Here is a 26,070-nt window from a genome sequence, read left to right on the forward strand (position 1 = left end):
ACCTAACAGGAGTCATCAAATGAATGCAGAACTCGCCAAGCCATCTTTTGAGTGGCTCGTCGGCAAAGGTAAAGACTACAGAGTGAAGGTGAAAGGTTGGAGTGATGGGGTTAACTGGTGCTGGAACGTGTATCTGCTTATCACCCCTGAGCACCAATATTTCGATAAAGAGGAAGCGTTTTTCTTTGACCTTCCCTTCCATGGTGGCGTGACATATGACCGCATAAATACAGTGGACTGGCCTGAATATCGTTATGAACACCAACGCCCATGCCGCTATCGAGAAATAGGTTCTGACTACGCACACTTGTACGACGCGTTTACCGAAGAAAGTCCTTATGACGGCATCCCATTCAAAGTTTTGAAAGACGCAAAAGAGCTTCTTTCACACCTTCAAGCTTTATAAAAATTCAAGGAGCACACCATGCAACAGTTCGCTATTGCAGGGGCGGCATCGGTTCGCCCTTTCGACGCGTTTAAATCAATTCAGCATCACCCATCTCACCGCCTGACATCTGCCAGCTTCACCCCGCCACCGAAGAAGAGCTGGCTGGATAAGCTGGTCGACATTCTTCGCCAGGAGGCTCGCCCATGAACATCAACCTCACCTGCTCTTACTTCACCACACGACAAAGCGCTCACGCAGGGAAGATGAAGATCATCGCTGAGGATGTCCAGTTAGATCAAGCCAATAACCCCGCTGAAATCCTTCTCCAGATGGACCAGAAAGAGATTATCGAATTCATGGAGGCTCAGGGTTACATGGTAATTGCAAAGCAGGAGAAAGCGGCATGAGTGCAGCAGAGCTATGGGATGAAAAGGCGTTTACCGAACTGATGCTCGATATGGTTGAGGATGAAATAACCGAGCAGGTCAATCTGGCTGCCGAGCGCGGCAATGAGCAGGTTAGCTGGCAAGAATTCGCGGGGAACTACCAATGACAGAGAAGAATGTTTACAAGGCGATCAGCGCAGTAGCCAAGGATATGTCTGAGCAAGGCATTAGCAAGGACAGACGCAACGCCCAGCAGGGTTTTAACTTTCGCGGTATCGATCAGGTATACAACGCGTTAGCGCCTGCACTTGTTAGGCATGGATTGCTCATCTTGCCCCGCATCACAGAACGCAGCGTAACAGAGCGAGTAACTCAAAAAGGCGGAGTGCTCTTCTACGTTGTCGTCAAAGCTGAGTTCGATTTCGTCAGCACTGAGGATGGAAGCATTCATACGGTTGTGACTTACGGCGAGGCGATGGACAGCGGGGACAAGGCCACCAACAAGGCCATGTCGATCGCCTACAAATACGCAGCATTCCAGGCGTTCTGCATTCCAACGGAAGAAACAGCGATTGATGCGGATGCGGAAGTCCACCAGGTGTCAACTCGCACACCGGATGAGGTGCTGAAAGACTTTACCGCTCAGGCATCGGCCTGTCAGAGCATGGATGAATTAAAGGGCATCTACAAACCGGCATGGAATGCGCTGGCGGCATCACCAGATCATCAGCAGAAATGCGTAGACGTATTCAAAACGCGCAACTCAGAACTAAAACAGGCGGCATAAATGGCAATTAACGTAATTACGGTATCAGGGAATGTTGGCAAGGATGCAGTGCTTCGCGTCACGCCAAACGGCAAGCACATCGCTTCATTCTCTCTGCCGGCTAAAAGTGGTTTTGGGGATAACGAGAAAACATCCTGGCTGAACTGCAAAATGTTCGGAACGATGGCTGAGAAGTTATCGGGCGCGGTATTGAAAGGCGCAAAGGTAACAGTATGCGGTGAGTTCGTTATTGAGGAATGGACTCGACAGGATGGCAGCCAGGCACAAACGCCGACAGTTTTGGTGCGGGATATTGACCTGCCGCCACGCGGTGGAACGCAGCCACAACAGCAAGCAACGCAGCAGGCCAGCCACTCACAGCCTCAGCAACAACGCCAGGCGCAAATGAGCGAACCTCCTATGGACTTCGATGACGATATACCTTTTGCACCGGTAACGCTTCCCTTCCCTCGTCACGCTATTCACTCGATTTAACCTAAACAGGACGCCGCTATGCCATCACCTCAACCTGGGGCGGATAACCCTCGTCAGTGCTCTGCTGGAAGTAAGTCGGAGGTGCTGGCGAATGTGTTTGCGTACCTGAATAAATCAATGGCTGGAGAGATTCAGCCGGAGTCGAAACAGCAGCGCATGGAGCGCCAGGCTGACTCGCTGGCAGATAGCCAGTTATGGCACGACAACTACCGCGCATCGTTCCTGCCAGCCTTCCAGATTGTCGGCCCTCACCTACCTCACAAATACACAGACGACCGTTCTCGCGTCCGCTTAGGTCGCTTCGGTCATCGCACTAGCGACTAAGGGGATTACCCATGCGAACCAATCAGTATGATCCTGACATCACGCCGGGAGACTTAGCCATACGCCGCAGACAGCGCCCAATGCCATCACGGAACGAGCTGATGAAGCGCTGCAGCTTTCCATCGGTGAACGAAAACCGGTTTCTGAATCGTCTTTTGCAAGGGAGTGGCAAGTGAAAATTGAAACTACTGAGGTGCTGTCTTTAACCATCACAGATGGTTGAAGGTCTCGATCCTGTCCGAGTGATGATTGAAAACTATGAGCCCGGAAAAGGCCGCATCACTATCACCTGCTATGGAAAGGCATGGACTGGTGCATGGTTTGCCATGGGTGGCGACACGGTGCAGGAGTTCATCAAGCGCGTTTCTAACCAATACCTGATTGGTTATTTCTCGCCGCAGATGTCCAGCACGGTTGATGACGATAACGACGCAAATATTGAGTTTGTTAAAGGCGAAATTATCAAGCTGCGACGCCAGCAGGAAATTACCTGGCATGAGGCGCAAGAGATGTGGAGCGAGGTCAGCGGCGCGGATGACGTTAAGGCGCTTTGCTGTGACTCTCGCCTTGGTAGCGCGCTGTTAAATCTACTGGGTGATGAGCCATGGTATGCCGGTTGGCCTTCTGTTCCAAATCACGAATATAAGTACCTCGAGCGCATAACCAATGCGGTACGCGAGGCTCTGAAAACTCTGGAGGCTGGCGCTACCCAGTGATGCCTCATGAACGCAACAGAGAGCAATGCAGTACGAGCCACTGCGCGTAAATGCTGGGGAGATGTTGAATCAGCATGGAAGAAAGAAGGCGCAAGGAATGCGCAAGAACGGAAAGAAATCTATCTCCGCATCCTCTGCAAGTACGAAACGAAATACCACCCTATCTATACCAGGCGGCAACTCATTTACTGGATGGGCGTCGCTAACGGAACTCTGGAGGATCGCCATTGAAACAGCGAGTAGACCGCCAAAAGCCGGTTATCGGCATCCATAAGCAGACAGGTGAGCAAGTCTATTTTCCGTCGCCATATTACGCGCCTGGATTTAAACGTGCAGGCATCAAGAAAGCCATCAGTGGTCGCGCTAAGTCACATCGCGGCTTCACATGGCGATACGCAACCAAATTCGAACGCGAGCAATTTGCTCAGCATTGAGGGATGAGAGATGAGCAATAACATTAAAACGCTGAACTATGACCCGGCGGACCCAGACAAGATGAAGCTACCTGCTGGGGCTAAATGCGGAGATTGCCGCCACATTTACCGTTGCAAAGCAATTTTCGGTCACGTCGAAACTGACACTTACTGCGACTGGTCACCATCTCGTTTTGTCGCTCAGGAGGCCAGCAATGGATAAGGGAATAGAAGCGCTGATTGCCAGAAAAGGAAATGCGGTTACAGGGAGTTACTACCTGGCTGAGTGTGGTGCCTGCGGAGAAATGTTTACCAGTGAGCGTATGACTGGCGGTGAGGCTATTGCCGATACGGGCGATTATGGCGATTGCTATTGCCCGCATTGCGATACTGATGACTCTGAAATCATAGATTGCGGCGCTGTTAATTCTGCCGTGGTCGAGGCCTGGAATTTTCAGCAGAAACATATTGATGCACTGATAGCGGCTCTGGAGCAGTCGAGGCTGCGAGGCGATGAGTGGAAGGAGAAGTGTAGTGAGGCTGTCGAGCATGGCGCTAATCGCATCGCAGAGCTGCAAGCCGCACCCAGCGGCATGATGCAGCTATCCAATGAACTGGCAGAGATGAAGCAAACTGTCTCCAGATTGCGTAGTGAGCGTGACTCGATGCTGCGTGACAGGCTCAATAATATGGAATCTCGTCCACTATGCGTTAAGTCCAATGACGCTATGCGTGAAGCTGCGCCGCTATGCGTTAAGTTGCCAGATTCAAGCAGCAAGGCATTCTGGAGTGGCATCGGCAAGACAGAGCAATTCCATCCAGAAACCTATAAGCGCTGGGTGAAAGAAGCCATTGAGCGTGCGGGTGATATTGCAGGAATTCAGGTTGAGGTGAAGTGAGATGGGAAACGCAAATCAAAAACGGCGGGCAATTAACCTAAAACTGACATACACAGAAGCGGTGCAGCTACTCCAAACCCTGAACTCTTTGGACAATGAGGATAATGAGGCGGTTAGCTCACTGCTACAAGAAGCCGCTAGAAAATTGCGGGAGGCACTATGACTACCAATCGCATGGGATTAGAGCAGACGCTGAGTGATGAGCAAGTGAAAGAGCTTGGCGAAACGCTGCGTTCTTGGCAGGACGGCTACGACCCAATAGACGACAAAGAACAATATCAGCTTTTCGCCAATACCATGACCGCTCTTAACGAGTTACTGGCGCGACGGGATGCGAGCAGGAAGCCGGTTGCTGATGTTGTTGCGTGGAACAAGCCAGGCGAAGAAAGAAAGTGTGATATTCGCTGGCGGCGTTTCAATGTAGCTCCGGGCCCATTGTTTGCAGCGCCTCCACTCCAGGCTGTGCCTACTGGATGGAAACTGGTACCGATCGAGCCAACAGAGAATATGGTAGTTGAAGGGTTTGAATCTGAACCGGACTCATTCTTTAGTAATTCGGATGAATGGGAGGCATACAAAGCTATGAGCGGATGCCAGCAGGCGGCGCATAAAGCCAAGTTATGCTGGGCTGCCATGATTGCCGCCGCGCCAAGTATCAAAAATGAACCATAAACACCAAATCACTCACCAATAAGCTCATATGTGAGCCATTACACGCGTAACGGTTTATACATGAGCCATTTCTATTAAATTTCATGATAAAAGACCATATATGACCTGCATCTGAGTGCGGTTTTTTATACGCCTGGAGAAAGCCATGAGCGAAATTATCCAACTGGTGCCTAACAAATGGGTATCTGAAGAATTGCTGATTACGATCACTGGATTGACACACAACGCCATAAAGATGGCCAGAGAGAAATCATGGCTTGAAGGAAAGGAGTACCGACATTACTCAGGTGACTGTCAGCCAAAAGACAACAGCCCTATTTTATACAACCGTCATGAAGTCGATAACTGGGTAGAGCGACAACGCCCGGCGATCCCCCGCAAGAAATCTGCTTAAATACCCTCACCTTTCAACAATGAGGAAGTATGCATGTCCAAATATCCAACTGGCGTGGAGAACCACGGCGGCACGCTGCGGCTGTGGTTTATCTACAAGGGGAAGAGAGTCAGGGAGTCGCTGGGCGTAGAGGATACGCCGAAGAACAGGAAGATAGCCGGGGAATTGCGTACGTCTATTGGGTTCGCAATAAAGACAGGGACGTTTAACTATGCCGCGCAGTTCCCGCAGTCTCCGAACCTGAAGAAGTTCGGCATCACCGGGCAGGACATTACGCTTGGCGTGATATCTGCGAAGTGGCTTGAGCTAAAGAGGATGGAAATAACAGAGAACGCATTCAGGCGCTACAAGTCATATATCAAAATTACCCAGGAGAATCTCGGGCCCGAACGGTTGCTTTCTTCTATATCACACGAAGATATTCTTACGCTAAGAATGGAGTTGCTTACCGGGTATCAGGTTAACGGAAAGCATCAGTTGAACCGGTCCGCCAAAAAGGGACGCACGGTAAGAACGGTAAACGTTTATCTGGCATGCCTGTCTGGAATGATGGAGTTTGCTGTCCATAACGGGTACATCGAAAAGAGCCCATTCACTGGAGTTGATCCGTTACGCAAGAGCAGACCTGAGCCCGACCCGCTGAGCAAGGATGAGTATAGACGCCTCCTTGATGCGGCACCGGCTGAACAGATACGTAACCTGTGGGTTCTGGCGGTCAATACTGGCTTGCGTCATGGGGAGATAAGCGCACTGGCATGGGAAGATATCGACACCAAAAACTTGACGATAACGATCCGTCGCAATCTGGCTATTAAGGACCACTTTACCCCACCGAAAACTGATTGCGGTAACCGGACCATAAATCTGACACTTCCAGCGATTCAGGCGCTGAAAAATCAGATGGCTTATACCCGCATGGGCAAGCAGCACAAGATAAAGGTTCATCTGCGAGAGTTTGGGAGAGCGCGCACAGATGAGTGCACCTTTGTATTTGTGCCAAAGCTTACCGCACGAAATGGGATCGGGGGAGACTGGTACGCGCCAGGGTCATTTGGTGCTACGTGGAATTTGATGTTGCAGCGTGCCGGTATTCGCCACCGGAAAGCATACGAGTCGAGACACACCTTTGCGTGCTGGGCATTAAGCGCGGGGGCCAACCCGAACTTTATCGCAGCACAAATGGGCCACACTTCGGCGCAGATGGTTTACAACGTTTACGGGAAATGGATGAGTGATAACAACGGCGATCAGATGAGCATTATGAACGCTAATTTTAGTGAAGATGTCCCACAGATGCCCCAGGCAATATCGCAGTAAGACAAAACTCCTTTAAAATCAATACGTCAATCAGCCCACTCAGGTTTGTTGAGTATATGATCTTGCCAATCACTGACTTCAGACTCTTTAACCGCGATGTGACGTACAGAAATGCGTTCGCCGTGCATGGCCGCTTTTGAGCCTGTTAACAACGGGTGCCATGTCGGTAAATCTTTACCTTCGGCCAACAGGCGATAAGCACACGAATGTGGCAACCATTCGAACGTCGGCAAATTATCACGCGTGAGCTTGATACAGTCTGGCTCGTATTCAAAACGGCGCTCGTAATTTTTGCACTGGCACGTTTTGATGTTTAGCTGTTTGCACGCGACGTTAGTGAAATAGATTTCATCGCTGTCTTCGTCCATCAGCTTATGCAGACAACACTGGCCACAGCCGTCACACAGTGATTCCCACTCCGTGTCGCTCATTTCGTCGAGTGTTTTACTCTGCCAAAAAGGTGCCTGTGTCATGTTGGTGCCCGCATTTGAAAAAACAAGCTGCACCTTATAAACGCTGTGGGATAAAGATGCAAGTGTTGCCGCCCCGAGGCGGCAATTTCATTATAGTACGCGGGTGGTCAAACTACGCCCGTCAAAGCTCAGTTCCAGGCTATCACCGCTTGCCAGTGGACCAACGCCTTCTGGCGTGCCGGTCAAAATCACATCACCAGCACGCAAGGTAAAGAAGCGGCTCATGTAGGCAATTAACGGCACAATTTTGTGGATCATGTCCGAAGTCGAACCTTGCTGGCGAATTTCGCCATTAATTTTCAGCGCAATCTCGGTGTTTTGCGGATCGGCTGCAAATTGAGCCGCCGGGATAAAACCCGAAATCGGGCAGGAATTATCGAAGCCCTTCGCTTTTTCCCACGGCTGCCCTGCTTTCTTTAGCTTGCCCTGCAGGTCACGTAATGTCAGATCCAGCGCGATACCGTAACCCGCGATGGCTTTTGCGACATGCTCTTCCGTCGCCTGTTTAAGCGTTGAGCCGATAAGAATCGCCAGTTCAACTTCATGGTGCACAGAGCCTAAACCCTGCGGTAGAGCAAGCGGCTGGCGAATATCGCACAGCGCGCTTTCCGGTTTGATAAATAAAACCGGTTCATCAGGTGTCGCACTGCCCATCTCTTTAATATGTTTTGCGTAGTTGCTACCTACACACACTACTTTGCTGACCGGAAAATCCAGCAGCGCGCCCTGCCAGTTATGATGCTGATACATGCCTTTCCTCTGCGTCGTTGTGTTAACTACTTTTGATACTAGAGAAAAAAACCACGGCTGAATACTGATGAGTATCAGTTATTGTGCGATAGCGTCAGCCATCGTCGCGATGCTTATCGCAAAGTAGTAAGAACGATTCCAGTGCATGATGGTGCGAAAGTTATTAAAGACGAGGTACGAGCGCCCCAGGTTGTCATCAGGTGTGATGACCCAGGACTTTTGCGAAGATGCAGGTAGCGTTACGCCATCTTTAAACACGATGCCTAACTTTTGCCATTGGCTCACCGTTTTCCCCTGTTCTGTTTTAGTGCCGGCAAGCGCGCTATCAAAACCTTCGGGTAAGGTGATTTCAGTTCCCCAAGTTTGCCACGCTTTCCAGCCTTCAGTTTCCAGGTAGTTAGCCGTTGATGCAAAAACATCACTGGTGTTTGTCCAGATATCTATTTTCCCGTCACCATCGCCATCAGCACCGTAGCGTAAATAAGAGCTTGGCATAAACTGGCTTTGCCCCATGGCGCCTGCCCAGGAACCTTTCAGCTCGTCTGGGGTGATATGGCCCTGGTCGAGAATTTTCAGGGATGCCATCAGTTCGTTAGTAAAGAACGCCTCACGCCGCCCTTCGAAGGCAAGCGTCGCCAGAGCAGAGACAATATCCTCTTTACCCTGTATCTCACCAAAATGGCTTTCCATCGCCCACAGCGCCACGATGTACTGGCTTTGTACGCCTGTGCGGGCAGTTATTGAATTTAACTCGTTTTGGTGCTGCTGATACTGAGCGCGGGCTTGCTCTATTTTTTCCGGCGATGTGACACGAGCCAGGTACTCATCGAGCATGATTTTCTTTTCAAGTTGGTTCTGGTCGGATTTTATGACCCGATCAACAAAATGGATGTTGGCAAATGCACTGTTGATGGTGCTTTCGCTGATGCCTTTGCTCCTGGCTTGCGCTTTGAGGGTTTCTACATAGGCGGGAAATTCAGCCGGATCACGCCCCTGCTGCGCAAGGGTTGCAGGTGCAGGTTTGGTTTCGGGCACGGTTGTAACTGGTGTGTTAACAAGGGATTGAGTTTGCGCACCGATTGATGCAGCTGAATAACTGGTAAGCATAAAGGCGATGGTTGTTAAACAAATTGCTGGAGTCTTCATCATTTTTCCCGCGGTTATTTGTTCTAAATATCATCTGCCTTTATGCTCAGGAAAGATTTGGCACAAGTCCTAAACTTATTTTTTCGGACTATTTTCGAGATGCATTTTTAACAAGCTTTCTGGCGGTGGCGGCAGTTGTAAATAATAGCCCACATCTTTGAGCGCTTGTTTTACTTTATCAAAATCTGCGTTCGCCAGTTTTTTACTCCCATCAAGCGGTAATACCATTGCCAATTGTGGGGTACCAAAGCCGCTCATTAATTCTTCAGGGACGCGAGAGAAATCGTCTTTTTTTTCGACATAAAGATAAGTCTGGTCACGTTTACTACTTCTGTAGATCACACAAAACATTTTTTTTACTCTTTTTTCGCCAGATGGTGGCTTGCCTGAATATACCTGTGACTATAACATGCCAGATGTACTTCGGAATATCGTCCCACATCGGTGGGGATTAAAACTGAATTGAGTAAGGCCAGGATGTCAAACACGCCAATCGAGTTAAAAGGCAGCAGTTTTACCTTATCAGTGCTTCATTTACATGATGCGCAACCCGAGGTGATCCTCCAGGCCCTTCAGGAAAAAGTATCCCAGGCACCCGCCTTTCTGAAAAATGCACCCGTGGTGGTGAATGTTTCCAGCCTCGACGGTTCAGTTAATTGGAAGAAAGTGCAACAAGCAGTGGTTTCTTCCGGTTTACGAGTAGTCGGTATCAGTGGTTGTAAAGACGAAGCGCTGAAAAAAGAAATTGAGCGCGCCGGCTTGCCGCTATTGACTGAAGGTAAAGAAAAAAATACCAGAGTTAAGGCCGCACCCGTAGAGGTTGCGGTGCCTGTTGAGCCCGTTGCCAACCCGATCACAAAAACGCGTTTGATTGATACCCCGGTTCGTTCCGGTCAGCGTATTTATGCGCCAAACTGTGATTTGATTATCACCAATCACGTCAGTGCCGGTGCAGAACTTATAGCTGATGGTAATATTCATGTTTACGGCATGATGCGTGGCCGTGCTCTGGCGGGCGCCAGTGGCGATCGTGATGCACAAATATTCTGTACAAATCTTGCTGCTGAGTTGGTTTCAATAGCGGGTGAATACTGGCTGAGTGAGCAAATACCAGCTGATTATTATGGGAAAGCGGCGCGCCTGAGTCTGGCGAGTGGAGCTCTCTCCGTTCAATCTTTGAATTAAGCCCTTTTAACAAGGAATTCCTTTATGGCACGCATTATTGTTGTTACATCGGGTAAAGGGGGCGTCGGTAAGACCACGTCCAGCGCGGCCATCGCTACGGGTTTGGCCCAGAAGGGAAGAAAAACCGTCGTCATCGATTTTGATATTGGCCTGCGTAACCTGGACTTGATTATGGGTTGCGAGCGTCGCGTAGTATACGATTTTGTAAACGTTATCCAGGGTGATGCCACATTAAATCAGGCATTGATCAGAGATAAACGCACCGAGCAACTCTATATTCTCCCGGCATCACAGACTCGCGATAAAGACGCCCTCACCCGTGAAGGTGTTGCGAAGGTGCTTGAAGACCTGAAAAATATGGACTTCGAGTTTATCGTTTGTGATTCCCCTGCGGGTATCGAAACGGGCGCATTAATGGCGCTCTATTTCGCTGATGAAGCGGTTATTACCACTAACCCTGAAGTATCATCAGTACGCGATTCCGACCGTATTCTCGGTATTCTTTCTTCTAAATCTCGCCGTGCAGAAAACGGTGAAGCGCCGATTAAAGAACACCTGCTGTTAACACGTTACAACCCTGGCCGTGTTAACCGCGGCGACATGCTGAGCATGGAAGATGTGCTGGAAATCCTGCGCATTCCACTGGTCGGGGTTATTCCTGAAGATCAATCTGTTTTGCGTGCTTCAAACCAGGGTGAGCCGGTCATTCTTGACCAGGAGGCTGACGCAGGTAAAGCTTACGCAGATACTGTTGAGCGCCTGCTTGGCGAAGAACGCCCTTTCCGCTTCATTGAAGAAGAGAAGAAAGGCTTCCTCAAACGCCTGTTCGGAGGATAAGTTATGGCATTACTAGACTTTTTTCTCTCACGGAAAAAGAACACCGCCAACATTGCAAAAGAACGCCTGCAAATCATCGTTGCAGAACGGCGCCGTGGAGATAGTGAACCGCATTATTTACCGCAGCTGAAACGCGATATTCTGGAAGTGATTTGCAAATATGTCAAAATCGATCCGGAGATGTTGACCGTCGTTCTCGATCAAAAAGATGACGATATTTCTGTTCTGGAGCTCAACGTAACGTTGCCAGAAACTCAGGAAGCAACAACCAAATCTGCGTAATCTAACTTCTCGAAATAAGCCCGCAGAATGAATTCTGCGGGCTTATTTATTTTTACTTTCTGACAACTTTCTTAATACAGACTAGTCTTAAAGGTTAATGGATATATTCCATTATTATCGGCTCAATCCCTGTAATTATTCACAGTAACCTTCAATCTATACCCATGCCCGGTATATTAAAAATCTGCCAACAACATTTTTAAAGCCTCACCCATTACACGACCACGCCAGCCACTGATTAATTCAGGTAGTGTAGTCCGGGTTTTTAATTGCCAGTGCCAATTCAACAACTGGTTAATTTGTCGGCGTGAAGCCAGCAACTCAACACTTAAACCGCAAGTTTCACTCACCTGCAGGACCTGCGCCTTTATTGCTTTAAATACGCGGCGATATCCCGGCATATCAACCAGGTTGCTCAATGGTTCAGGCAGTTCGTCGTCGGACAATGCCTGGGCTTCGACCACCATAGCCAGAAGTGCTTTGCCGTGGAAACGAATTTCGCTACCGCTCAGACCAAGGTGTTCAAGCTCACCTAAAGACCCTGGCATATAACGTGCGACTTGCCAGAGGTGTTCTTCACGCACCACGAAGTTAACCGCCATATCACGCTCACGCGCTTTACGCAGACGCCAGGATGCCAGTTTCTTCAGGCAGGCCAGCTGACGCGTTCTTAGCTGCCATGCGTTGCCGATTTCACGCCAGGCTTCTTCCGGGTCGAGAACATCCTGGCGGCGGGAAGCCATCAGGTTGCATTCGTCCAGAGCCGCTTCCATCCAGCCCGCTGCTTCCGTCTCTTCCATCAACTTGTGCGCAATCGGCAGCAGATAGAGCACATCTGCGGCAGCATAATCACACTGGCGCTCAGTCAGTGGGCGTGCCAGCCAGTCGGTGCGTGATTCGCTTTTATCCAGTGCAATACCGGTAAACGACTCAACAATCGTGGCAAAGCCGCAGGAGAGTGGGCGCCCGCTAAAGGCGGCCAGAATCTGTGTGTCGATAAACGGGTCGGGCAGCATGCCAAACGCATTGAGGAACACTTCCAGGTCTTCACTGCCTGCATGCAGGAACTTAATCACCGCAGTGTCTTGCAACAGTGCTTTGAACGGTGACCAGTCAGAAATGGTGAGTGGGTCGATAAGCGACGCTGTTTCACCGTCGTACAGCTGGATCAAACCCAGTTGCGGGTAGTAGGTCCGCGTACGAACAAATTCAGTATCCAGCGCAATGGCTGGAAATTGGCGCGCAGCCTCACAAACGGTTGCAAGGCCTTCGTCGGTAGTAATCATTTGGTAAGTCAAATTCAGTTCTCTTAGGTTTGCGCCCATAAAAAACGCCGGCGAACCGGCGTTAAGGCGACTGACTCGGAGCTCAGGCGTTATTGTTGCCTTTACTGACCGATTCGTCACGTAGTTCTCGTCGTAATATTTTGCCAACGTTCGATTTCGGCAGTTCATCGCGAAACTCAACGAGTTTAGGCACTTTGTAACCCGTAAGATGGCGGCGACAGAAAACAATCAGCGCTTCTTCGCTGAGTGTGGCATCCTTTTTCACGACGAAGATTTTCACCGCTTCACCGGATGCCCCGTTCGGAACGCCCACCGCCGCGACTTCAAGTACGCCAGCATGCTGCATGACCACGTCTTCAATTTCGTTCGGATAGACGTTAAAGCCAGACACCAGGATCATATCTTTCTTGCGATCGACGATGCGCATAAAGCCTTCATCGTCCATAACAGCGATATCACCGGTACGCAGCCAGCCGTCTTGCATAATTTCATCGGTTGCATCCGGGCGCTGCCAGTAACCCAGCATCACCTGCGGGCCTTTCACGCACAGTTCACCCGGTTCGCCAGCAGGGACTTCCTCACCTTCATCATCAATGAGTTTCACTTCTGTGGAAGGCACCGGCAAGCCGATACTACCGCTGTGGTAATCCATGTCATGCGGGTTTGCGCTGACTAATGGCGCACACTCGGTCAGACCGTAGCCTTCGAGCAAGAAGCGGCCGGTCAACTTTTCCCAACGTTCAGCAACAGCGTGTTGCACTGGCATCCCACCACCCGCGGAAAGATGCAGGCTCGAGAAGTCGAGCTGCTGGAATTCTTTGTTGTTTAACAACGCATTGAACAGTGTGTTTACACCGGTCATGGCGGTAAACGGATATTTTGCAAGTTCCTTCACCAGTCCCGGAATATCACGCGGGTTAGTGATCAGCAGGTTCTGGCCACCAAGCTCAATAAATAACAGGCAGTTCATGGTTAACGCAAAGATGTGATAGAGCGGCAACGCCGTCACCACCAGCTCTTTGCGTTCGTACAACAGCGGGCTATATGCGGCCCTGACTTGTTCAAGGTTCGCCAGCATGTTGCGGTGCGTCAGCATCGCCCCTTTCGCCACACCCGTTGTACCGCCGGTATATTGTAAAAATGCCAGATCGGCATTGAGGATTTCAGGCTTGATATACTGAAGGCGATACCCGTGTTGCAGGGCGCTACGGAACGAGATGGCATCTGGCAGGTGATATTTCGGCACCAGACGCTTGATGTACTTCACAACGAAGTTAACCAGAGTCCCTTTTGCCGCAGAAAGCTGGTCGCCCATACGGGTCAGGATAACGTGCTTAACCTGGGTCTTTTCGACCACTTTTTCGAGGGTATGAGCAAAGTTTGAAACAATCACAATCGCGCTGGCGCCGCTATCATTGAGCTGATGTTCAAGCTCACGCGGTGTGTACAGTGGGTTAACGTTCACCACCACCATGCCCGCACGCAGTATACCAAACAGCGCGACCGGGTACTGCAACAGGTTCGGCATCATCAACGCAACACGGTCGCCCTTTTGCAGGCCCAGACCTTGTTGTAAATAAGCAGCAAACGCACGGCTCCGCTCTTCCAGTTTACGGAACGTCATCACTTCGCCCATGTTCATAAACGCAGGCTGATCGGCATAACGTGCCGTCGCTTGCTCAAACATATCAACCAGGGACTGATAACGGTCAGGATTTATCTCAGCCGAAACATCGGCTGGGTAGCGGTTAAGCCAAACCTTCTTCAAGGATCCACCTCTGAATTTAATATTCGTCGTCATCACAACCCCAATAAATAAACATGCCGTTAACATAATATTAACTCAGCGTACCAGTTTATTAATTAGACTGATTTAAGGTTGCGAAGCGCATCACTAATTATTTTTATTCCGTGATAAAACGAAGAGACAGCGGACCAGCCGCTGCCTCTTCGTTTCGGTAAAGCAAATTGTTACTCAGTGACGATAGTCTGCACCTGTGCAGGGCCTGGATTATACCATCCACCACCCCACATGCCGCCATAACCGTAACGGCCACGATAAGGATACGGCCCGCCCCAGAACCACGGGTCGATAGGTTGTGGTGGCATCACCACTTGTTGCGTGACGCGCCAGCGTTTATAGCCATTCACCTGCATGACCATAAACTTGTACGCCGTCTCACCGACTTTGCCATCCACTACACCGGTGATTGGGCCAACGACAGTGACCAATTGGCCACGGAAATCGACCGGATCAAGGAAACCATTCACATCGGCGTAAATACGCCCTCTTGAAGGCTCACCCAATTGCGGACGCGCACCGTCATCGAGACTTACCGTGGCGATTTCCAAACGAGTTTTACCTTGTCGGTTATCAATATTCACCACTCGGCCGCCAAAGCGCGCTTCCTGGCCGACGTAAAGCTGCGGCGCATTCATCACTCGCGCTAAATCTTGTTGAGGCATGGCGCTGGTGCCTTTAATGGCATCAGGTATGGTAACGCAGCCACTGAGCAAGAGCACCGCAGCGGTTGCCAATAATCGCGTAACAATCCTGACATTTAAAGCAACCATACCTATCTCCTTAACGCTGTTTCACTGCAAATATTAGTGGGGTATAGCACTACTCTCTGCCAGGAAGCTTCTTCCATGTCACTTCATTACGCAGATAAACCGGCTCGGCATTTTCTACCGCCACCGTACGCCCGGCATTCAGTGCCTGAATGGCCAATGGCAACATATCTTCAGCCGCAGGCAAGGTGACTTCACCATCTCGAATGACCAGCTCGCTACCCTGTGCCATGTCCGGCCAGGCCTGCCAGCCAGTGCCGACTGTAAACCACTCACCCTGAAGATGTTTCAACCGCTCAGCAACCGCTTCAGGTTTTAACACTGCTTCAGTTTCTTCGCCGTGCCAGACACCGTGTTCATCACGCTGATATTCAGCCCAATAAACTTCGCCCATGCGCGCGTCAATCGCAGCCAGAACACGCGTTGCGCCCGTCATGCGCCATGCGCCTTGCGCCATAGTGGCCAGTGTAGATACGCCAATCATCGGCAATTCAGCACCCAGTGCCAGTCCTTGCGCAATACCAATGCCTATGCGCACGCCGGTAAAACTACCAGGACCACGGCCATAAGCAAGGGCGTTCAATGCGGTCAGACCAACGCCTCCCTCATTGAGGATATCGCGGACAAGCGGCAATATGCGTTGAGTATGTTCACGTGGGCAGAGTTCGAAACGGGCACAGGAAGTCCCCTCGTTATACAGGGCAACCGAACAAGCTTCTGTCGCGGTGTCGATGGCTAAAATTCGCATGATTTGCCAACCTCTGGCGGGAAATTAGGGTCAAAAATCGGCGCGCATCATACCATAGCCTGGCACAAATTACTGCGCCGGACGGAAGTTAAGGAACTCGACTGCCCGATTTATATCCCGCGTGCGCGGTGTCGGCGGCAGGCTATTGAGGAACACGGCACCATATGGACGCATCACAAGGCGGTTATCGCAAATAACCAACACGCCACGGTCGTCAACATCACGAATGAGACGGCCAACACCTTGTTTTAAGGTGATTACGGCGTCAGGGAGCTGGACGTCTTCGAACGGGTCACCGCCACGCAGGCGGCAATCTTCCATACGTGCTTTTAATAAAGGATCGTCTGGCGAGGTAAACGGCAGTTTGTCGATGATCACCAGGGAGAGCGCATCACCACGCACGTCGACACCTTCCCAGAAACTGCTGGTTGCCACCAGCAAGGCATTACCCGCATCAACAAACTGCTGCAACAACTGCCCTTTGCTGGTTTCACCTTGCAGCAATACGGGCAATGTCATGGTGGCTCGGAACTGCTCCGCCAGATCTCGCATCATGGAGTGTGAAGTACACAACATGAAGCAACGACCATTGTTGGCTTCAATTAACGGCTTGAGCATTTTTGCCAGATGCTTGCCCGCAGAAGGCTGGCCCGGCGTTGGCAAGCCGCGTGGCACACACAGTAACGCCTGGCTGGCATAATCAAATGGGCTTGCCAGCAGCAACGTTTGCGCATTGGCAATGCCCAGACGCTCGGTAAAGTGGCTGAGGTTGTCGTTTACCGAAAGGGTTGCTGACGTGAAGATCCAGGTGCCGGCTTTTTGGTTGATCACTTCCTGGAATTTATCGGCAACCGACAGCGGTGTGAGCGCCAGCGTAAAGTTGCGCGAATTGCACTCATACCAGTAGCTGTAACCTGGCGTGTCGACATCTTTCAGGCGTTTGATACGCCCGCGCAAAATCACGGTGCGTTCAAAGGCGGCGTCCAGTAATGCAGAGCGGCCAAGAGAGAGTTTTGCCACGTCGTAGCAAAGTTCGAGCGCGTCATCGAGCAGCAACAGCGCACGTTGTATCGACGGTTCCGCCAGCAATTCACGCAAGTTACCGCGATAGCCGGGATCACCCATTTGCAGGCGGAAATCCTGGGTGCTTTGCGCAAGTCGGTCAGCGCTTTTTTGTAATTGCTGAGAATCGCGCACTTCGGTGCGATAGGCGATGGAGATATCTTTCGCGATATCAAGCAGCTGGCGGCTGGAAACTGACTGGCCGAAATACTGGCTGGCGATATCCGGGATTTGGTGTGCTTCATCGAAAATCATCACCTCAGCCTCGGGAATCAACTCGCCGAAACCGCCCTCTTTCACCACCATATCGGCCAAAAAGAGATGATGGTTCACCACCACCACATCGGAGTCCATGGCTTTTTTACGCGCTTTGACGACAAAACAGTCTTTGTAGAGCGGGCAGTCCTGGCCGAGACAGTTATCGTTAGTGCTGGTAACCATCGGCCAGACGGTTGAGTCTTCCGCAATGCTGGTGCAGGTGCTGATATCACCATCAACGGTTTCAATCGCCCAGCCGCGCAGTTTGACAATCTCGCTTAAGGTTTGAACTTGCAGATCACCGCCCGCAAGTGACTGTTGTTCTAAGCGCTCAAGGCACAAATAGTTGGAGCGCCCTTTCAGGAGTGCCAGTCGCCCTTTGAAATCAAGCGCCCTGGCAACCGTTGGCAAGTCGCGGGAAAACAGCTGATCCTGCAACGCCTTTGAGCCGGTTGAGATGATGACTTTTTTGCCTGAACGCAGAGCCGGAGCCAGATATGCGTAGGTTTTACCGGTACCTGTCCCCGCTTCCACCACCAACTCACGACCGGAGTCGATAGCTTTGGTGACGGCTTCAGCCATCTGGCGTTGCGGTTCACGCGGTTTAAAACCTTTTATCGCCGTGGCGAGTTGACCGTCTGCTGCAAAATCGTCTGTCACAATACCCCCTGGTGTATGGCCGCGATTATGTCAGCCTGAGCGGTGTTAATCCAGCAAGCCTGTGGAAGCTAACTGCGGATTGTGGCAGTCTGTGCCACGATATATGTGAGCTGAAAAGGAAACACTGATGAGTATTGTGCGTATAAAACCGGAAGCACGTTGGTCTGATGCAGTTATCCATAACAACACCTTGTATTACACCGGCGTGCCAGAAAACCTAGATGCGGATGCCTACGAGCAAACCGCGAATACCCTTACGCAAATCGACACAGTGCTTCTCGAGCAAGGCAGCGATAAGAGTAAGATCCTTGATGCTACTATTTTCCTGCCAGAGAGCGCCGATTTTGCAGCGATGAATAAAGCATGGGATGAGTGGGTAGTCGCGGGTCATGCGCCGGTGCGTTGCACCGTGCAGGCAAAATTAATGAACCCGCGCTACAAAGTAGAAATTAAGATTATCGCGGCAGTGTGAAACTACGCGGGCGATGGCCCGCGTTACTTATCGTCGTCGTTTTCTTCGTAATGATCGACGTAGTGTTCTTCTTCGTCATCATTAGCGTTTTCGTCTTCGCTTTCTGCGTTGCCGACATCGTCGTCTTCAAATCGAATGGCGACCATTTCACCCGTATGGTTGGCACGAATCTCGGCGGCCACTAAAGTAATAGCTTCACCACTGCTCATGCCTTTTGACATCAGTTCCTGAATACGCTCAACTGCTTTTTGCTGTTGCTCGTGGGATAATGAGGGTAATCCTGAAATCATTTTCGACTCCTGTTACATTGCCTGGGTTAATTATTTCACGCTGCTGGCAGGGTTTCCAGAGGGGCCTTTGCGATAAGCAGGATGATCTGTCTCTTTTTTAGTTGTGGTTTATGACGTTGCAAACTCTCACTTTTCGAACTTTGCCGTGGCTCCCGGATGCCGTCCAACAGACTTTCAAAGCGCTTGCCGAGCAACCATGGGCAATGCTCCTGCATTCCGGCTTTGCTGAACACCCACATAATCGCTTTGATATTCTGGTAGCAGAACCGTGCGCCACGCTTGTCACCCGTGGCACTGAAACGGCAATCTGTGTCGAGGGAGTCAGTTCGACTCATCACAGCGACCCTCTGCAACTGTTGCAGCAAACACTGGACAGTTTTGGCCACCAGCCCGCCACACACCCTGAGTTACCGTTCTTAGGTGGCGCGTTGGGTTTGTTTGGTTATGACCTTGGTCGCCATTTCGAAAAGTTGCCAGAAAAAGCGCAAGCCGACCTCAAGACACCGGACATGGCAATTGGCATTTATGACTGGGCTTTGATTGCCGACCACCAACGCCAGCAACTGACATTACTCAGTTGGGGGGATATCGACGCCCGCCAGCGTTATCTCGAAATACTGGCAGCGGATAGACCGCGTGCACCATTCCGCCTGACAAGCGCGTGGCAGTCAAATATGACCCGCGAGCAGTATGGACTTAAATTCCGTCAGGTACAGGAATATCTTAAAAGTGGCGATTGCTACCAGGTGAACCTCGCGCAGCGCTTTAACGCCCGTTACGAAGGCGACGAGTGGCAAGCCTTCGAGCGTTTGAATGCTGCTAATCGCGCACCGTTTAGTGCGTTTATTCGTTTACCTGAAAGCGTAATTTTAAGTCTGTCTCCTGAACGCTTCGTTTTGCTGGAAGGCAAAAATATTCAGACGCGCCCGATCAAAGGCACATTACCGCGCCTCGAAGACCCGATTGCTGATGCGCTGCAAGCCAAAAAGCTCGCCAACTCGCCAAAAGACCGCGCCGAAAACCTGATGATTGTTGATTTGCTGCGTAATGACATTGGCAGGGTCGCCGTACCGGGAAGCGTCAAAGTACCCGAGCTATTTGTGGTCGAGCCATTCCCGGCCGTTCATCACCTGGTGAGCACCATTACCGCGCAACTTCCGCCACACCTTGAAGCGACCGATTTACTGCGTGCCTGCTTCCCTGGCGGGTCGATTACCGGCGCGCCGAAAGTCCGGGCGATGGAAGTGATTGAAGAACTCGAACCACAGCGACGCAATGCCTGGTGTGGGAGCATTGGCTACCTGAGTTTCTGCGGCAATATGGACACCAGCATAACGATCAGGACACTCACGGCCGAAGGCGGCAAACTATACTGCTCAGCAGGCGGCGGTATTGTGGCCGACAGTGTTGAATCTGCGGAATATCAGGAAACTTTTGATAAAGTTAACCGTATTCTGCCGCAATTAGAGAACTGATGTGATGTCTGGTACGACCCTGGCCATGAATGATTTTTTGTCGCGTTTTCAGCTGTTACAACCTTCTGCAACCCGCATCAGTGGCAATAAACGCCAGGCCGCGGTGCTGATCCCCATCGTGCGCCGCCCTCAACCAGGGTTACTGCTCACCCAGCGTTCAGCCATGCTCCGTAAACATGCCGGGCAAGTTGCCTTTCCTGGCGGCGCCGTTGATGACAGCGATGAGTCTTTAATTGCCGCAGCCCTACGCGAAGCCTGGGAAGAAGTGGCGATTCCCCCTGACAGCGTCAACGTGATTGGCACGTTGCCGCCGGTTGATAGCGTGACAGGCTTTCAGGTCACGCCCGTCGTCGGCATCATTCCGCCAGACTTGCCGTATCACGCCTGCGAAGATGAAGTCGCCGCGGTCTTTGAAATGCCGCTGATGGAAGCGCTTACGCTGGGTCGCTACCACCCTCTGGATATTCACCGCCGCGGTAACGCCCATCGGGTCTGGCTTTCCTGGTATCAGCACTACTTTGTCTGGGGAATGACAGCCGGAATTATCCGTGAATTAGCTTTACAGATAAGTGTGGAACCCTGATCACTCTTTAATCCTGCAAAAACAACTATATTTAGCAGAGTGTCTCGCTGAGGTTTTATTCCCTTATTTGCATCATGGGTAAAAGAAATGGTGAATGACTCTGGACTGATCCCCCGACAACCGCATTCGCAGGCCGGATTAGTCAAGCTATAGTTAACCATTAGTTTAATTCATGTGAATAGTTTACTACAGTGAGCAATAAATTTTTAAACTAGCTGACTGCGATTTTGCAGCAGCAAATTTTATTTATCTGGTGCCTTGGAAGGAGTTTTGTGTGATTAGCATATTCGACATGTTCAAAGTCGGCATTGGGCCATCCAGTTCCCATACCGTCGGTCCGATGAAGGCCGGTAAGTTGTTTGTCGATGATCTGGTCGAAAAAGGATTACTGGAAACCACGACGCGTATCGCTGTCGATGTTTACGGTTCCCTGTCGCTGACAGGTAAAGGGCACCATACCGACATCGCTATCATTATGGGTCTTGCAGGTAACGAACCCGCGACCGTTGATATTGATTCAATCCCGGCGTTTATCCGTGATGTAGAAACCCGCAGCCGCTTGTGGCTGGCCCAGGGTCGCCATGAAGTCGATTTCCCGAAAGACTCTGGCATGTGTTTCCGTAATGATAATTTGTCGCTACATGAGAACGGCATGACCATTCATGCGTTCAGCGGCGATCAAGAGATCTACACCAAAACCTATTATTCCATCGGCGGTGGTTTTATCGTTGATGAAGAGCATTTCGGCAAAGAAGCGACCGACGAAATCGTCGTGCCTTACTCGTTCAACTCTGCCGAAGAGATGCTTAAGCACTGCAAAGAAACGGGCATGTCGCTGTCTGGCGTGATCATGCAAAACGAACTGGCTTTGCATAGCCGTAAAGAGATTGAAGAGTACTTTGCCAACGTGTGGCAAACCATGCGTGCATGTATTGATCGTGGCGTGAATACCGAAGGTGTTCTGCCTGGCCCATTGCGTGTGCCGCGCCGTGCATCGGCATTGCGCCGCATGCTGGTTTCCAGCGATAAACTGTCAAACGACCCAATGATCGTGGTCGATTGGGTGAATATGTTTGCGCTGGCGGTTAACGAAGAAAACGCGGCGGGTGGCCGAGTCGTTACAGCACCAACTAACGGTGCTTGCGGTATCGTTCCGGCGGTGCTTGCTTACTATGACCACTTTATCGAATCAGTTAGCCCGGATACTTACATCCGCTACTTCCTGGCTTCCGGTGCCATCGGCGCGTTGTATAAAATGAATGCGTCCATTTCGGGTGCTGAAGTCGGCTGCCAGGGTGAAGTCGGTGTGGCTTGTTCGATGGCTGCCGCAGGCCTTGCTGAAATTTTAGGTGCAAGTCCGGAGCAAGTTTGCGTTGCTGCTGAAATCGGCATGGAACACAACCTTGGTTTAACCTGTGACCCGGTTGCCGGCCAGGTTCAGGTGCCGTGTATCGAACGTAACGCCATCGCTTCCGTGAAGGCTATTAACGCCACACGTATGGCGATGCGCCGTACCAGCGAACCACGCGTATCTCTCGATAAGGTTATTGAAACCATGTACGAGACAGGCAAAGACATGAACTCCAAATACCGCGAAACTTCACGCGGTGGCTTGGCTATCAAGGTGCAGTGCGACTAATCCCCTTCTGGCCCTCTGTTAGAGGGCCAACTTACCACGGGTAATTCTGGCACTGCTGTCGCAGCGCTAACAAAAATTGCCGTGCAGTGGCGGTCAGATCCGATTTTTGCGACCAGATAACGCAGTATTGCGCCGAAGGAAGTGTATTGATTGGCAACACGGTCAGTCGGTCTTGCAGAAATAGCGGCGTGCTCATGGCTCTGGCGACAATCGTCAAATAATCCGTGTGCAATACCATATTCAGTCCGCAGATCACCGAGTCGGTGCGAATAGGCTCCTCATGCATTTGCCCGTAAAACTCATTCAGCTCATCCTGCAACTGCTGGTAATAGCCGACGTTAGCTTCCGGTAGTAACCATTTTGCCCGGCGCAAATCTGTCAGCGACGTTGCTTGAGCAAGGGGATGACCACTCCTGGCAATCACACAAAATGGCGCGCTGAATAACGGCTCGACAATGACATCTTCCGGGACTTTTGCCGGGTTGATAGTCCCTATCGCCAGATCCAACTCCCCTTGTTGAAGCAGTGGCAAAAGTGTTGCCAGTTGCCCTTCTTTGATATGCAAACTTGCCTGCGGCAAACGTGTTTTAAAACTATCAGCAACGGACGGGAAAACGGTCAGCGCAATCAACGATGAAAAACCAATACTCAGCTTCCCCTGCGAGAAGTGGTTAATTTGCTCCACTTCTTCGGCGGCCCGCTGTAACTCTTCGAGGATCCATTCCGCACGCCGGGAAAATGCCTCCCCCGCCTCGGTTAAGGTGATGCCTTCATTACCGCGCAAAAAAAGTTGGGCTGATAAAGTTTGCTCCAGCTCTCGTAACGTCCTGCTCACTGCCGGTTGAGATTGCCCCATTACCCTTGCAGCCCCACGGATGCTGCGGCTACGAACCACTTGTCTGAAGACATGTAATTGCTGCATTTTCGGTAAATACTTCATGTGCACCCCTATCAATAAAAAGCATCACCCCAAACAAAATTGCATCTTCTGCCGGATTACCCGCACTGCTTATATATCTATCAAAGTTCGCTGTCAGAACACTAAATCCGGCGGAGCGAGTCGCTCCCTGGAACGGAATTCCGCATAAGGGTCCGCACGATGAAAAAAAATCACTCCTTGATGATTTTCCTGTTATTTCTGGGCTATGTCATTGTCTATATAGATAAAACGGTGATGGGCTTCGCATTATTGCCTATCGAAAAAGAGTTTGGTGTCTCTACCCAACAGCTGGGGTACATCACCGGCATTTTCTTCCTCTCCTATTCACTGTTTCAGATACCCGCAGGCTGGCTAAATGACCGCATTGGCTTTCGCAGCATGCTGGTTGCCTCGCTGTGCCTGCTCGGCGGGTTCGCGCTCTGCTTCGGTTTGCTGGGGTTAAGTTTTGGCATGTTGATCGCCTTCCGCTTCCTGTCAGGAATTGGTCACTCAGGGTATCCATGTTCCTGCGCCAAAGCGGTGGTCAGTAACTTTAGCGTGGAAAAACGGACATTCGCCCAGTCTATCCTGCTCTCCTCGGCCGGTCTTGCCATGACTATTGGCCCGATGGTGGCCGTCAGCGCATTAACAAACATCGGCTGGCGCGGTTCCTTTGCCGGACTTGGTTTGATGGCGTGCGCCGTTGCCGTGGTTATTTTTATGCTGGTGAGCAAACCCCAGCCTGTTTCCAAAACCAGTGCTGCGGTCAATTACCGATCTCTACTGAAAAACCCAACCGTTCTGCTGCTGTTTGTTTCAATTTTCTGCATCAATATCCCCAGTTATGGGCTGATGGCCTGGCTACCTAAATTTTTGGTGCAGCAGCGTCATATGCCGCTGGAAACTTCAGGACTGGTGATTGCCGCAGGTGGACTGGGTATCTGGATTTCATCGCTTGGAACCGGCTGGCTGGTCGGTAAGTATTTTCAGGGGCGTGAGCCGTTAGTGATTGTGGCCTGCTCACTAGCCAGTGCACTGTGCATTTTCACCATTTACCACATGCCCTCACCTGTTAGCGCCAGCGTGTTCTTGTTCCTCGGACAGGTTTTCTTGATGGGCAGTTTTGTTACGGTTTTCACTTTGCCGATGAAACGCCTGCCGGTCGAAACCATGGGGGCTGCGATTGGCCTGATTAACACCGGCGGTACGCTGGGCGGTTTCGTTTCCCCTATCGTGATGGGCTATCTGATTGGCACAAGCCAGGACTACTACACCACGTTTATCTTCCTTTCCTTGTCGATGATCTGCGCAGCGCTGGCCGTCTTGCCATTGATGGCAAAGAAACCCGCCCTGAACACTGTGACCGAATAACGGAGCCATTATGACTTTCAATATTGATATTCTGACCGAAGAAGTTGCCCACGACGTGTCTCGCTGGCGCCAGCATATTCATGCCAATCCGGATCTCTCTTTTCAGGAGCAAGCCACGGCTGATTATATCGCCGCACAGTTAGCCGGTTTTGGGCCGCTCGAATTGCGCCGCTTAACGCCGAACAGCGTTGTGGCTGAGTTGAAGGGGAAATATCCTGGCCCCGTGTGGGCATTGCGGGCGGATATTGACGCCTTGCCGATTCAGGAAGAGAGCGGCGAAACCTTCTCTTCATGCAAACCCGGCGTGATGCATGCCTGCGGGCATGATGCTCATGCCGCGATGTTAATGGGTGCCGCAAAAGTGCTGTGCCATTTTCAGGAGAAGCTCAAAGGTTCGGTACGTTTTATTTTCCAGCATGCAGAAGAAGTACCGCCGGGTGGCGCTCAGGAGTTGGTCAATCTTGGCGTTCTACAAGATGTTGAATACATCTTCGGCCTGCATGTTATGCCAGATAAACCCACCCAGACTTTGTCACTGAAAGAAGGTGTGTTCAGCGCATCGAGTGACAACTTCGACATTACCATCACCGGTAAAGGCGGACACGGTTCTATGCCTCATCTGTGTGTTGACCCGATTGTGATTGGTGCGGAAATTGTCAGCGCGTTGCAGCAAATTGTGGCCCGTAAGCTCGACCCGCTACATGCCCCGGTATTAACCATCGCCACTTTCCAGTCAGGCGAAAGTTACAATGTCATCCCGAATAGCGCACATCTGGCAGGGACACTGCGTACCCATAACCAGCAGGTTCGTGAACAAGTGCCGCATTTAATGCAGCAGGTGATCGCCGGAATTGTGGCCGCTCATGGCGCAAGTTTTGAGATTCAGTGGCAGCCAGGTTATGCCGTCGGGAATAACCATGCTTCAGCCTGCAAGATTGCACGCACAGTTATCAACGACAATTTCCCGCCGCACACACTTCACGCGGTGACAACGCCATTATTTGGTAGCGAAGATTTCTCTTCTTATCAGCAACATGTTCCCGGCTGCTTTATTTTCGTGGGTTGTAGAAACCCCGATAAAGGTGCGGTCTGGAATGTCCACAATCCTCATTTCCTGTTAGATGAAGATGCGTTGAAAGTCGGCGTAAAAACACACCTGAGCTTGATAAGCCAACTGTTTGTTTAACCATTAAAGCAGGTCGCATCGGGTAAACGGCGCGGCCTTTGATCACGAAACGCAAAAGAACGCTTATTTTTTCGTCGCATTGTTATTCCACCACTACACTTTGAATG

Annotated in this window: 35 protein-coding genes; 24 read left to right on the top strand and 11 right to left on the bottom strand. The window is 50.9% G+C overall.

The annotated features are described in order from the left end of the window. The first annotated feature begins 19 nt into the window (after positions 1 to 19). The 15 genes from M975_RS09620 (at position 20) to M975_RS09680 (ending at position 6,770) form a co-directional block, all read left to right on the top strand. Positions 20 to 406 carry a hypothetical protein gene (locus M975_RS09620; protein ID WP_064558995.1) on the top strand — a complete coding sequence of 129 codons (387 nt, stop codon included), beginning with the start codon at positions 20 to 22 and terminating at the stop codon, positions 404 to 406. A gap of 18 nt (positions 407 to 424) precedes the next feature. Next, the gene (locus M975_RS23115) at positions 425 to 595 is read left to right on the top strand and encodes a hypothetical protein (protein WP_167350536.1); all 171 of its coding nucleotides are present in this window, start codon (positions 425 to 427) and stop codon (positions 593 to 595) included. Continuing rightward, positions 592 to 795, top strand: coding sequence for a hypothetical protein (locus M975_RS09625; RefSeq protein ID WP_064558996.1), 204 nt, complete (start codon positions 592 to 594; stop codon positions 793 to 795). The genes M975_RS23115 and M975_RS09625 overlap by 4 nt, the downstream gene beginning before the upstream one ends. Then, positions 792 to 941, top strand: a complete 150-nt coding sequence (locus M975_RS23120; RefSeq protein WP_167350537.1) for a hypothetical protein — start codon at positions 792 to 794, stop codon at positions 939 to 941. Before M975_RS09625 ends, M975_RS23120 begins: the two co-directional genes overlap by 4 nt. Beyond that, positions 938 to 1,561 carry an ERF family protein gene (locus M975_RS09630; protein WP_064558997.1) on the top strand — a complete coding sequence of 208 codons (624 nt, stop codon included), beginning with the start codon at positions 938 to 940 and terminating at the stop codon, positions 1,559 to 1,561. The genes M975_RS23120 and M975_RS09630 overlap by 4 nt, the downstream gene beginning before the upstream one ends. Then, positions 1,562 to 2,035, top strand: coding sequence for a single-stranded DNA-binding protein (locus M975_RS09635; RefSeq protein ID WP_064558998.1), 474 nt, complete (start codon positions 1,562 to 1,564; stop codon positions 2,033 to 2,035). An 18-nt stretch (positions 2,036 to 2,053) separates the two neighbouring features. Then, complete coding sequence (locus M975_RS09640) at positions 2,054 to 2,359, top strand: hypothetical protein (RefSeq protein WP_064558999.1); 306 nt, start codon at positions 2,054 to 2,056, stop codon at positions 2,357 to 2,359. 11 nt (positions 2,360 to 2,370) lie between these two features. Then, entirely contained in the window at positions 2,371 to 2,535 is a 165-nt protein-coding gene (locus tag M975_RS22310; protein ID WP_074388350.1) for a DUF2737 family protein, read from the top strand. Positions 2,536 to 2,604: 69 nt separating this feature from the next. Further along, positions 2,605 to 3,075 (top strand): phiTE_072 family protein, encoded by a 471-nt coding sequence (locus tag M975_RS09645; protein ID WP_245164388.1) that lies wholly within the window; start codon positions 2,605 to 2,607, stop codon positions 3,073 to 3,075. 227 nt (positions 3,076 to 3,302) lie between these two features. Beyond that, complete coding sequence (locus M975_RS09655) at positions 3,303 to 3,509, top strand: hypothetical protein (RefSeq protein WP_064559001.1); 207 nt, start codon at positions 3,303 to 3,305, stop codon at positions 3,507 to 3,509. Between the two features lie 22 nt (positions 3,510 to 3,531). Then, positions 3,532 to 3,711 (top strand): hypothetical protein, encoded by a 180-nt coding sequence (locus M975_RS09660; protein ID WP_064559197.1) that lies wholly within the window; start codon positions 3,532 to 3,534, stop codon positions 3,709 to 3,711. Beyond that, positions 3,704 to 4,387, top strand: a complete 684-nt coding sequence (locus tag M975_RS23375; RefSeq protein WP_064559002.1) for a hypothetical protein — start codon at positions 3,704 to 3,706, stop codon at positions 4,385 to 4,387. The genes M975_RS09660 and M975_RS23375 overlap by 8 nt, the downstream gene beginning before the upstream one ends. Before the next feature lie 159 nt (positions 4,388 to 4,546). Further along, a complete protein-coding gene (locus tag M975_RS23195) occupies positions 4,547 to 5,059 on the top strand; it encodes a hypothetical protein (RefSeq protein WP_064559003.1) in 513 nt (170 codons plus the stop codon). A 145-nt stretch (positions 5,060 to 5,204) separates the two neighbouring features. After that, a complete protein-coding gene (gene xisR / locus M975_RS09675; protein WP_064559004.1) occupies positions 5,205 to 5,453 on the top strand; it encodes an excisionase family protein in 249 nt (82 codons plus the stop codon). A 33-nt stretch (positions 5,454 to 5,486) separates the two neighbouring features. After that, positions 5,487 to 6,770 carry a site-specific integrase gene (locus M975_RS09680; RefSeq protein WP_064559005.1) on the top strand — a complete coding sequence of 428 codons (1,284 nt, stop codon included), beginning with the start codon at positions 5,487 to 5,489 and terminating at the stop codon, positions 6,768 to 6,770. Between the two features lie 26 nt (positions 6,771 to 6,796). Here the strand turns inward: M975_RS09680 and M975_RS09685 are convergent, their stop codons facing one another. From M975_RS09685 to M975_RS09700, 4 genes are all read right to left on the bottom strand, one after another. Next, on the bottom strand, positions 6,797 to 7,243 hold the full coding sequence (locus M975_RS09685; protein WP_064559006.1) for a YcgN family cysteine cluster protein: 447 nt from the start codon (positions 7,241 to 7,243) through the stop codon (positions 6,797 to 6,799). Between the two features lie 90 nt (positions 7,244 to 7,333). Beyond that, positions 7,334 to 7,993 (bottom strand): fumarylacetoacetate hydrolase family protein, encoded by a 660-nt coding sequence (locus M975_RS09690; RefSeq protein WP_064559007.1) that lies wholly within the window; start codon positions 7,991 to 7,993, stop codon positions 7,334 to 7,336. Positions 7,994 to 8,071: 78 nt separating this feature from the next. Beyond that, entirely contained in the window at positions 8,072 to 9,139 is a 1,068-nt protein-coding gene (locus M975_RS09695; protein ID WP_083967873.1) for a lytic murein transglycosylase, read from the bottom strand. Between the two features lie 75 nt (positions 9,140 to 9,214). Next, on the bottom strand, positions 9,215 to 9,490 hold the full coding sequence (locus M975_RS09700) for a YcgL domain-containing protein (protein WP_064559009.1): 276 nt from the start codon (positions 9,488 to 9,490) through the stop codon (positions 9,215 to 9,217). A 126-nt stretch (positions 9,491 to 9,616) separates the two neighbouring features. Here M975_RS09700 and minC point away from each other — a divergent pair, with 126 nt between their 5' ends. Genes minC through minE form a run of 3 tightly spaced genes read left to right on the top strand, consistent with a single transcriptional unit; the run spans position 9,617 to position 11,443 of the window. Then, positions 9,617 to 10,324 carry a septum site-determining protein MinC gene (minC, locus tag M975_RS09705; RefSeq protein WP_064559010.1) on the top strand — a complete coding sequence of 236 codons (708 nt, stop codon included), beginning with the start codon at positions 9,617 to 9,619 and terminating at the stop codon, positions 10,322 to 10,324. Positions 10,325 to 10,348: 24 nt separating this feature from the next. Further along, complete coding sequence (gene minD, locus M975_RS09710) at positions 10,349 to 11,161, top strand: septum site-determining protein MinD (RefSeq protein ID WP_064559011.1); 813 nt, start codon at positions 10,349 to 10,351, stop codon at positions 11,159 to 11,161. A 3-nt stretch (positions 11,162 to 11,164) separates the two neighbouring features. Then, positions 11,165 to 11,443 carry a cell division topological specificity factor MinE gene (gene minE / locus M975_RS09715; protein WP_034455225.1) on the top strand — a complete coding sequence of 93 codons (279 nt, stop codon included), beginning with the start codon at positions 11,165 to 11,167 and terminating at the stop codon, positions 11,441 to 11,443. A 176-nt stretch (positions 11,444 to 11,619) separates the two neighbouring features. On the opposite strand, the gene rnd is transcribed toward minE, so the two are convergent. From rnd to yoaA, 5 genes are all read right to left on the bottom strand, one after another. Continuing rightward, on the bottom strand, positions 11,620 to 12,741 hold the full coding sequence (rnd, locus tag M975_RS09720; protein ID WP_245164400.1) for a ribonuclease D: 1,122 nt from the start codon (positions 12,739 to 12,741) through the stop codon (positions 11,620 to 11,622). A gap of 70 nt (positions 12,742 to 12,811) precedes the next feature. Next, on the bottom strand, positions 12,812 to 14,497 hold the full coding sequence (gene fadD, locus M975_RS09725; RefSeq protein ID WP_157093360.1) for a long-chain-fatty-acid--CoA ligase FadD: 1,686 nt from the start codon (positions 14,495 to 14,497) through the stop codon (positions 12,812 to 12,814). A 203-nt stretch (positions 14,498 to 14,700) separates the two neighbouring features. Further along, positions 14,701 to 15,303, bottom strand: coding sequence for a Slp family lipoprotein (locus tag M975_RS09730; RefSeq protein ID WP_064559014.1), 603 nt, complete (start codon positions 15,301 to 15,303; stop codon positions 14,701 to 14,703). A gap of 49 nt (positions 15,304 to 15,352) precedes the next feature. Beyond that, positions 15,353 to 16,048: a tRNA (adenosine(37)-N6)-threonylcarbamoyltransferase complex dimerization subunit type 1 TsaB gene (gene tsaB / locus M975_RS09735; RefSeq protein WP_064559015.1), complete on the bottom strand. Its 696-nt coding sequence runs from the start codon at positions 16,046 to 16,048 to the stop codon at positions 15,353 to 15,355. A gap of 69 nt (positions 16,049 to 16,117) precedes the next feature. Further along, positions 16,118 to 18,028 carry a DNA repair helicase YoaA gene (gene yoaA / locus M975_RS09740; RefSeq protein WP_064559016.1) on the bottom strand — a complete coding sequence of 637 codons (1,911 nt, stop codon included), beginning with the start codon at positions 18,026 to 18,028 and terminating at the stop codon, positions 16,118 to 16,120. Between the two features lie 127 nt (positions 18,029 to 18,155). Between yoaA and M975_RS09745 the strand changes: the two genes are divergently transcribed. Next, complete coding sequence (locus M975_RS09745) at positions 18,156 to 18,500, top strand: RidA family protein (protein ID WP_064559017.1); 345 nt, start codon at positions 18,156 to 18,158, stop codon at positions 18,498 to 18,500. A gap of 23 nt (positions 18,501 to 18,523) precedes the next feature. Here M975_RS09745 and M975_RS09750 read toward each other — a convergent pair whose 3' ends face one another. Next, entirely contained in the window at positions 18,524 to 18,790 is a 267-nt protein-coding gene (locus tag M975_RS09750; protein WP_064559018.1) for a YoaH family protein, read from the bottom strand. A 110-nt stretch (positions 18,791 to 18,900) separates the two neighbouring features. Between M975_RS09750 and pabB the strand changes: the two genes are divergently transcribed. The 3 genes from pabB (at position 18,901) to sdaA (ending at position 22,487) form a co-directional block, all read left to right on the top strand. After that, the gene (gene pabB, locus M975_RS09755; RefSeq protein WP_064559019.1) at positions 18,901 to 20,265 is read left to right on the top strand and encodes an aminodeoxychorismate synthase component 1; all 1,365 of its coding nucleotides are present in this window, start codon (positions 18,901 to 18,903) and stop codon (positions 20,263 to 20,265) included. Positions 20,266 to 20,269: 4 nt separating this feature from the next. Then, a complete protein-coding gene (locus tag M975_RS09760) occupies positions 20,270 to 20,848 on the top strand; it encodes a CoA pyrophosphatase (RefSeq protein ID WP_064559020.1) in 579 nt (192 codons plus the stop codon). Positions 20,849 to 21,122: 274 nt separating this feature from the next. Then, positions 21,123 to 22,487 carry an L-serine ammonia-lyase gene (gene sdaA / locus M975_RS09765; protein ID WP_064559021.1) on the top strand — a complete coding sequence of 455 codons (1,365 nt, stop codon included), beginning with the start codon at positions 21,123 to 21,125 and terminating at the stop codon, positions 22,485 to 22,487. A gap of 31 nt (positions 22,488 to 22,518) precedes the next feature. On the opposite strand, the gene M975_RS09770 is transcribed toward sdaA, so the two are convergent. Then, positions 22,519 to 23,427 (bottom strand): LysR substrate-binding domain-containing protein, encoded by a 909-nt coding sequence (locus M975_RS09770; protein ID WP_064559022.1) that lies wholly within the window; start codon positions 23,425 to 23,427, stop codon positions 22,519 to 22,521. A 159-nt stretch (positions 23,428 to 23,586) separates the two neighbouring features. On the opposite strand from M975_RS09770, the gene M975_RS09775 reads away from it, so the two are divergent. Both M975_RS09775 and M975_RS09780 read left to right on the top strand, forming a co-directional pair. Then, positions 23,587 to 24,777, top strand: coding sequence for an MFS transporter (locus tag M975_RS09775; RefSeq protein ID WP_064559023.1), 1,191 nt, complete (start codon positions 23,587 to 23,589; stop codon positions 24,775 to 24,777). Positions 24,778 to 24,787: 10 nt separating this feature from the next. Further along, complete coding sequence (locus M975_RS09780) at positions 24,788 to 25,963, top strand: amidohydrolase (RefSeq protein ID WP_064559024.1); 1,176 nt, start codon at positions 24,788 to 24,790, stop codon at positions 25,961 to 25,963. Positions 25,964 to 26,070 lie beyond the last annotated feature (107 nt).

This window comes from Buttiauxella brennerae ATCC 51605 (assembly GCF_001654925.1).
In the GTDB taxonomy this organism is placed as follows: domain Bacteria; phylum Pseudomonadota; class Gammaproteobacteria; order Enterobacterales; family Enterobacteriaceae; genus Buttiauxella; species Buttiauxella brennerae.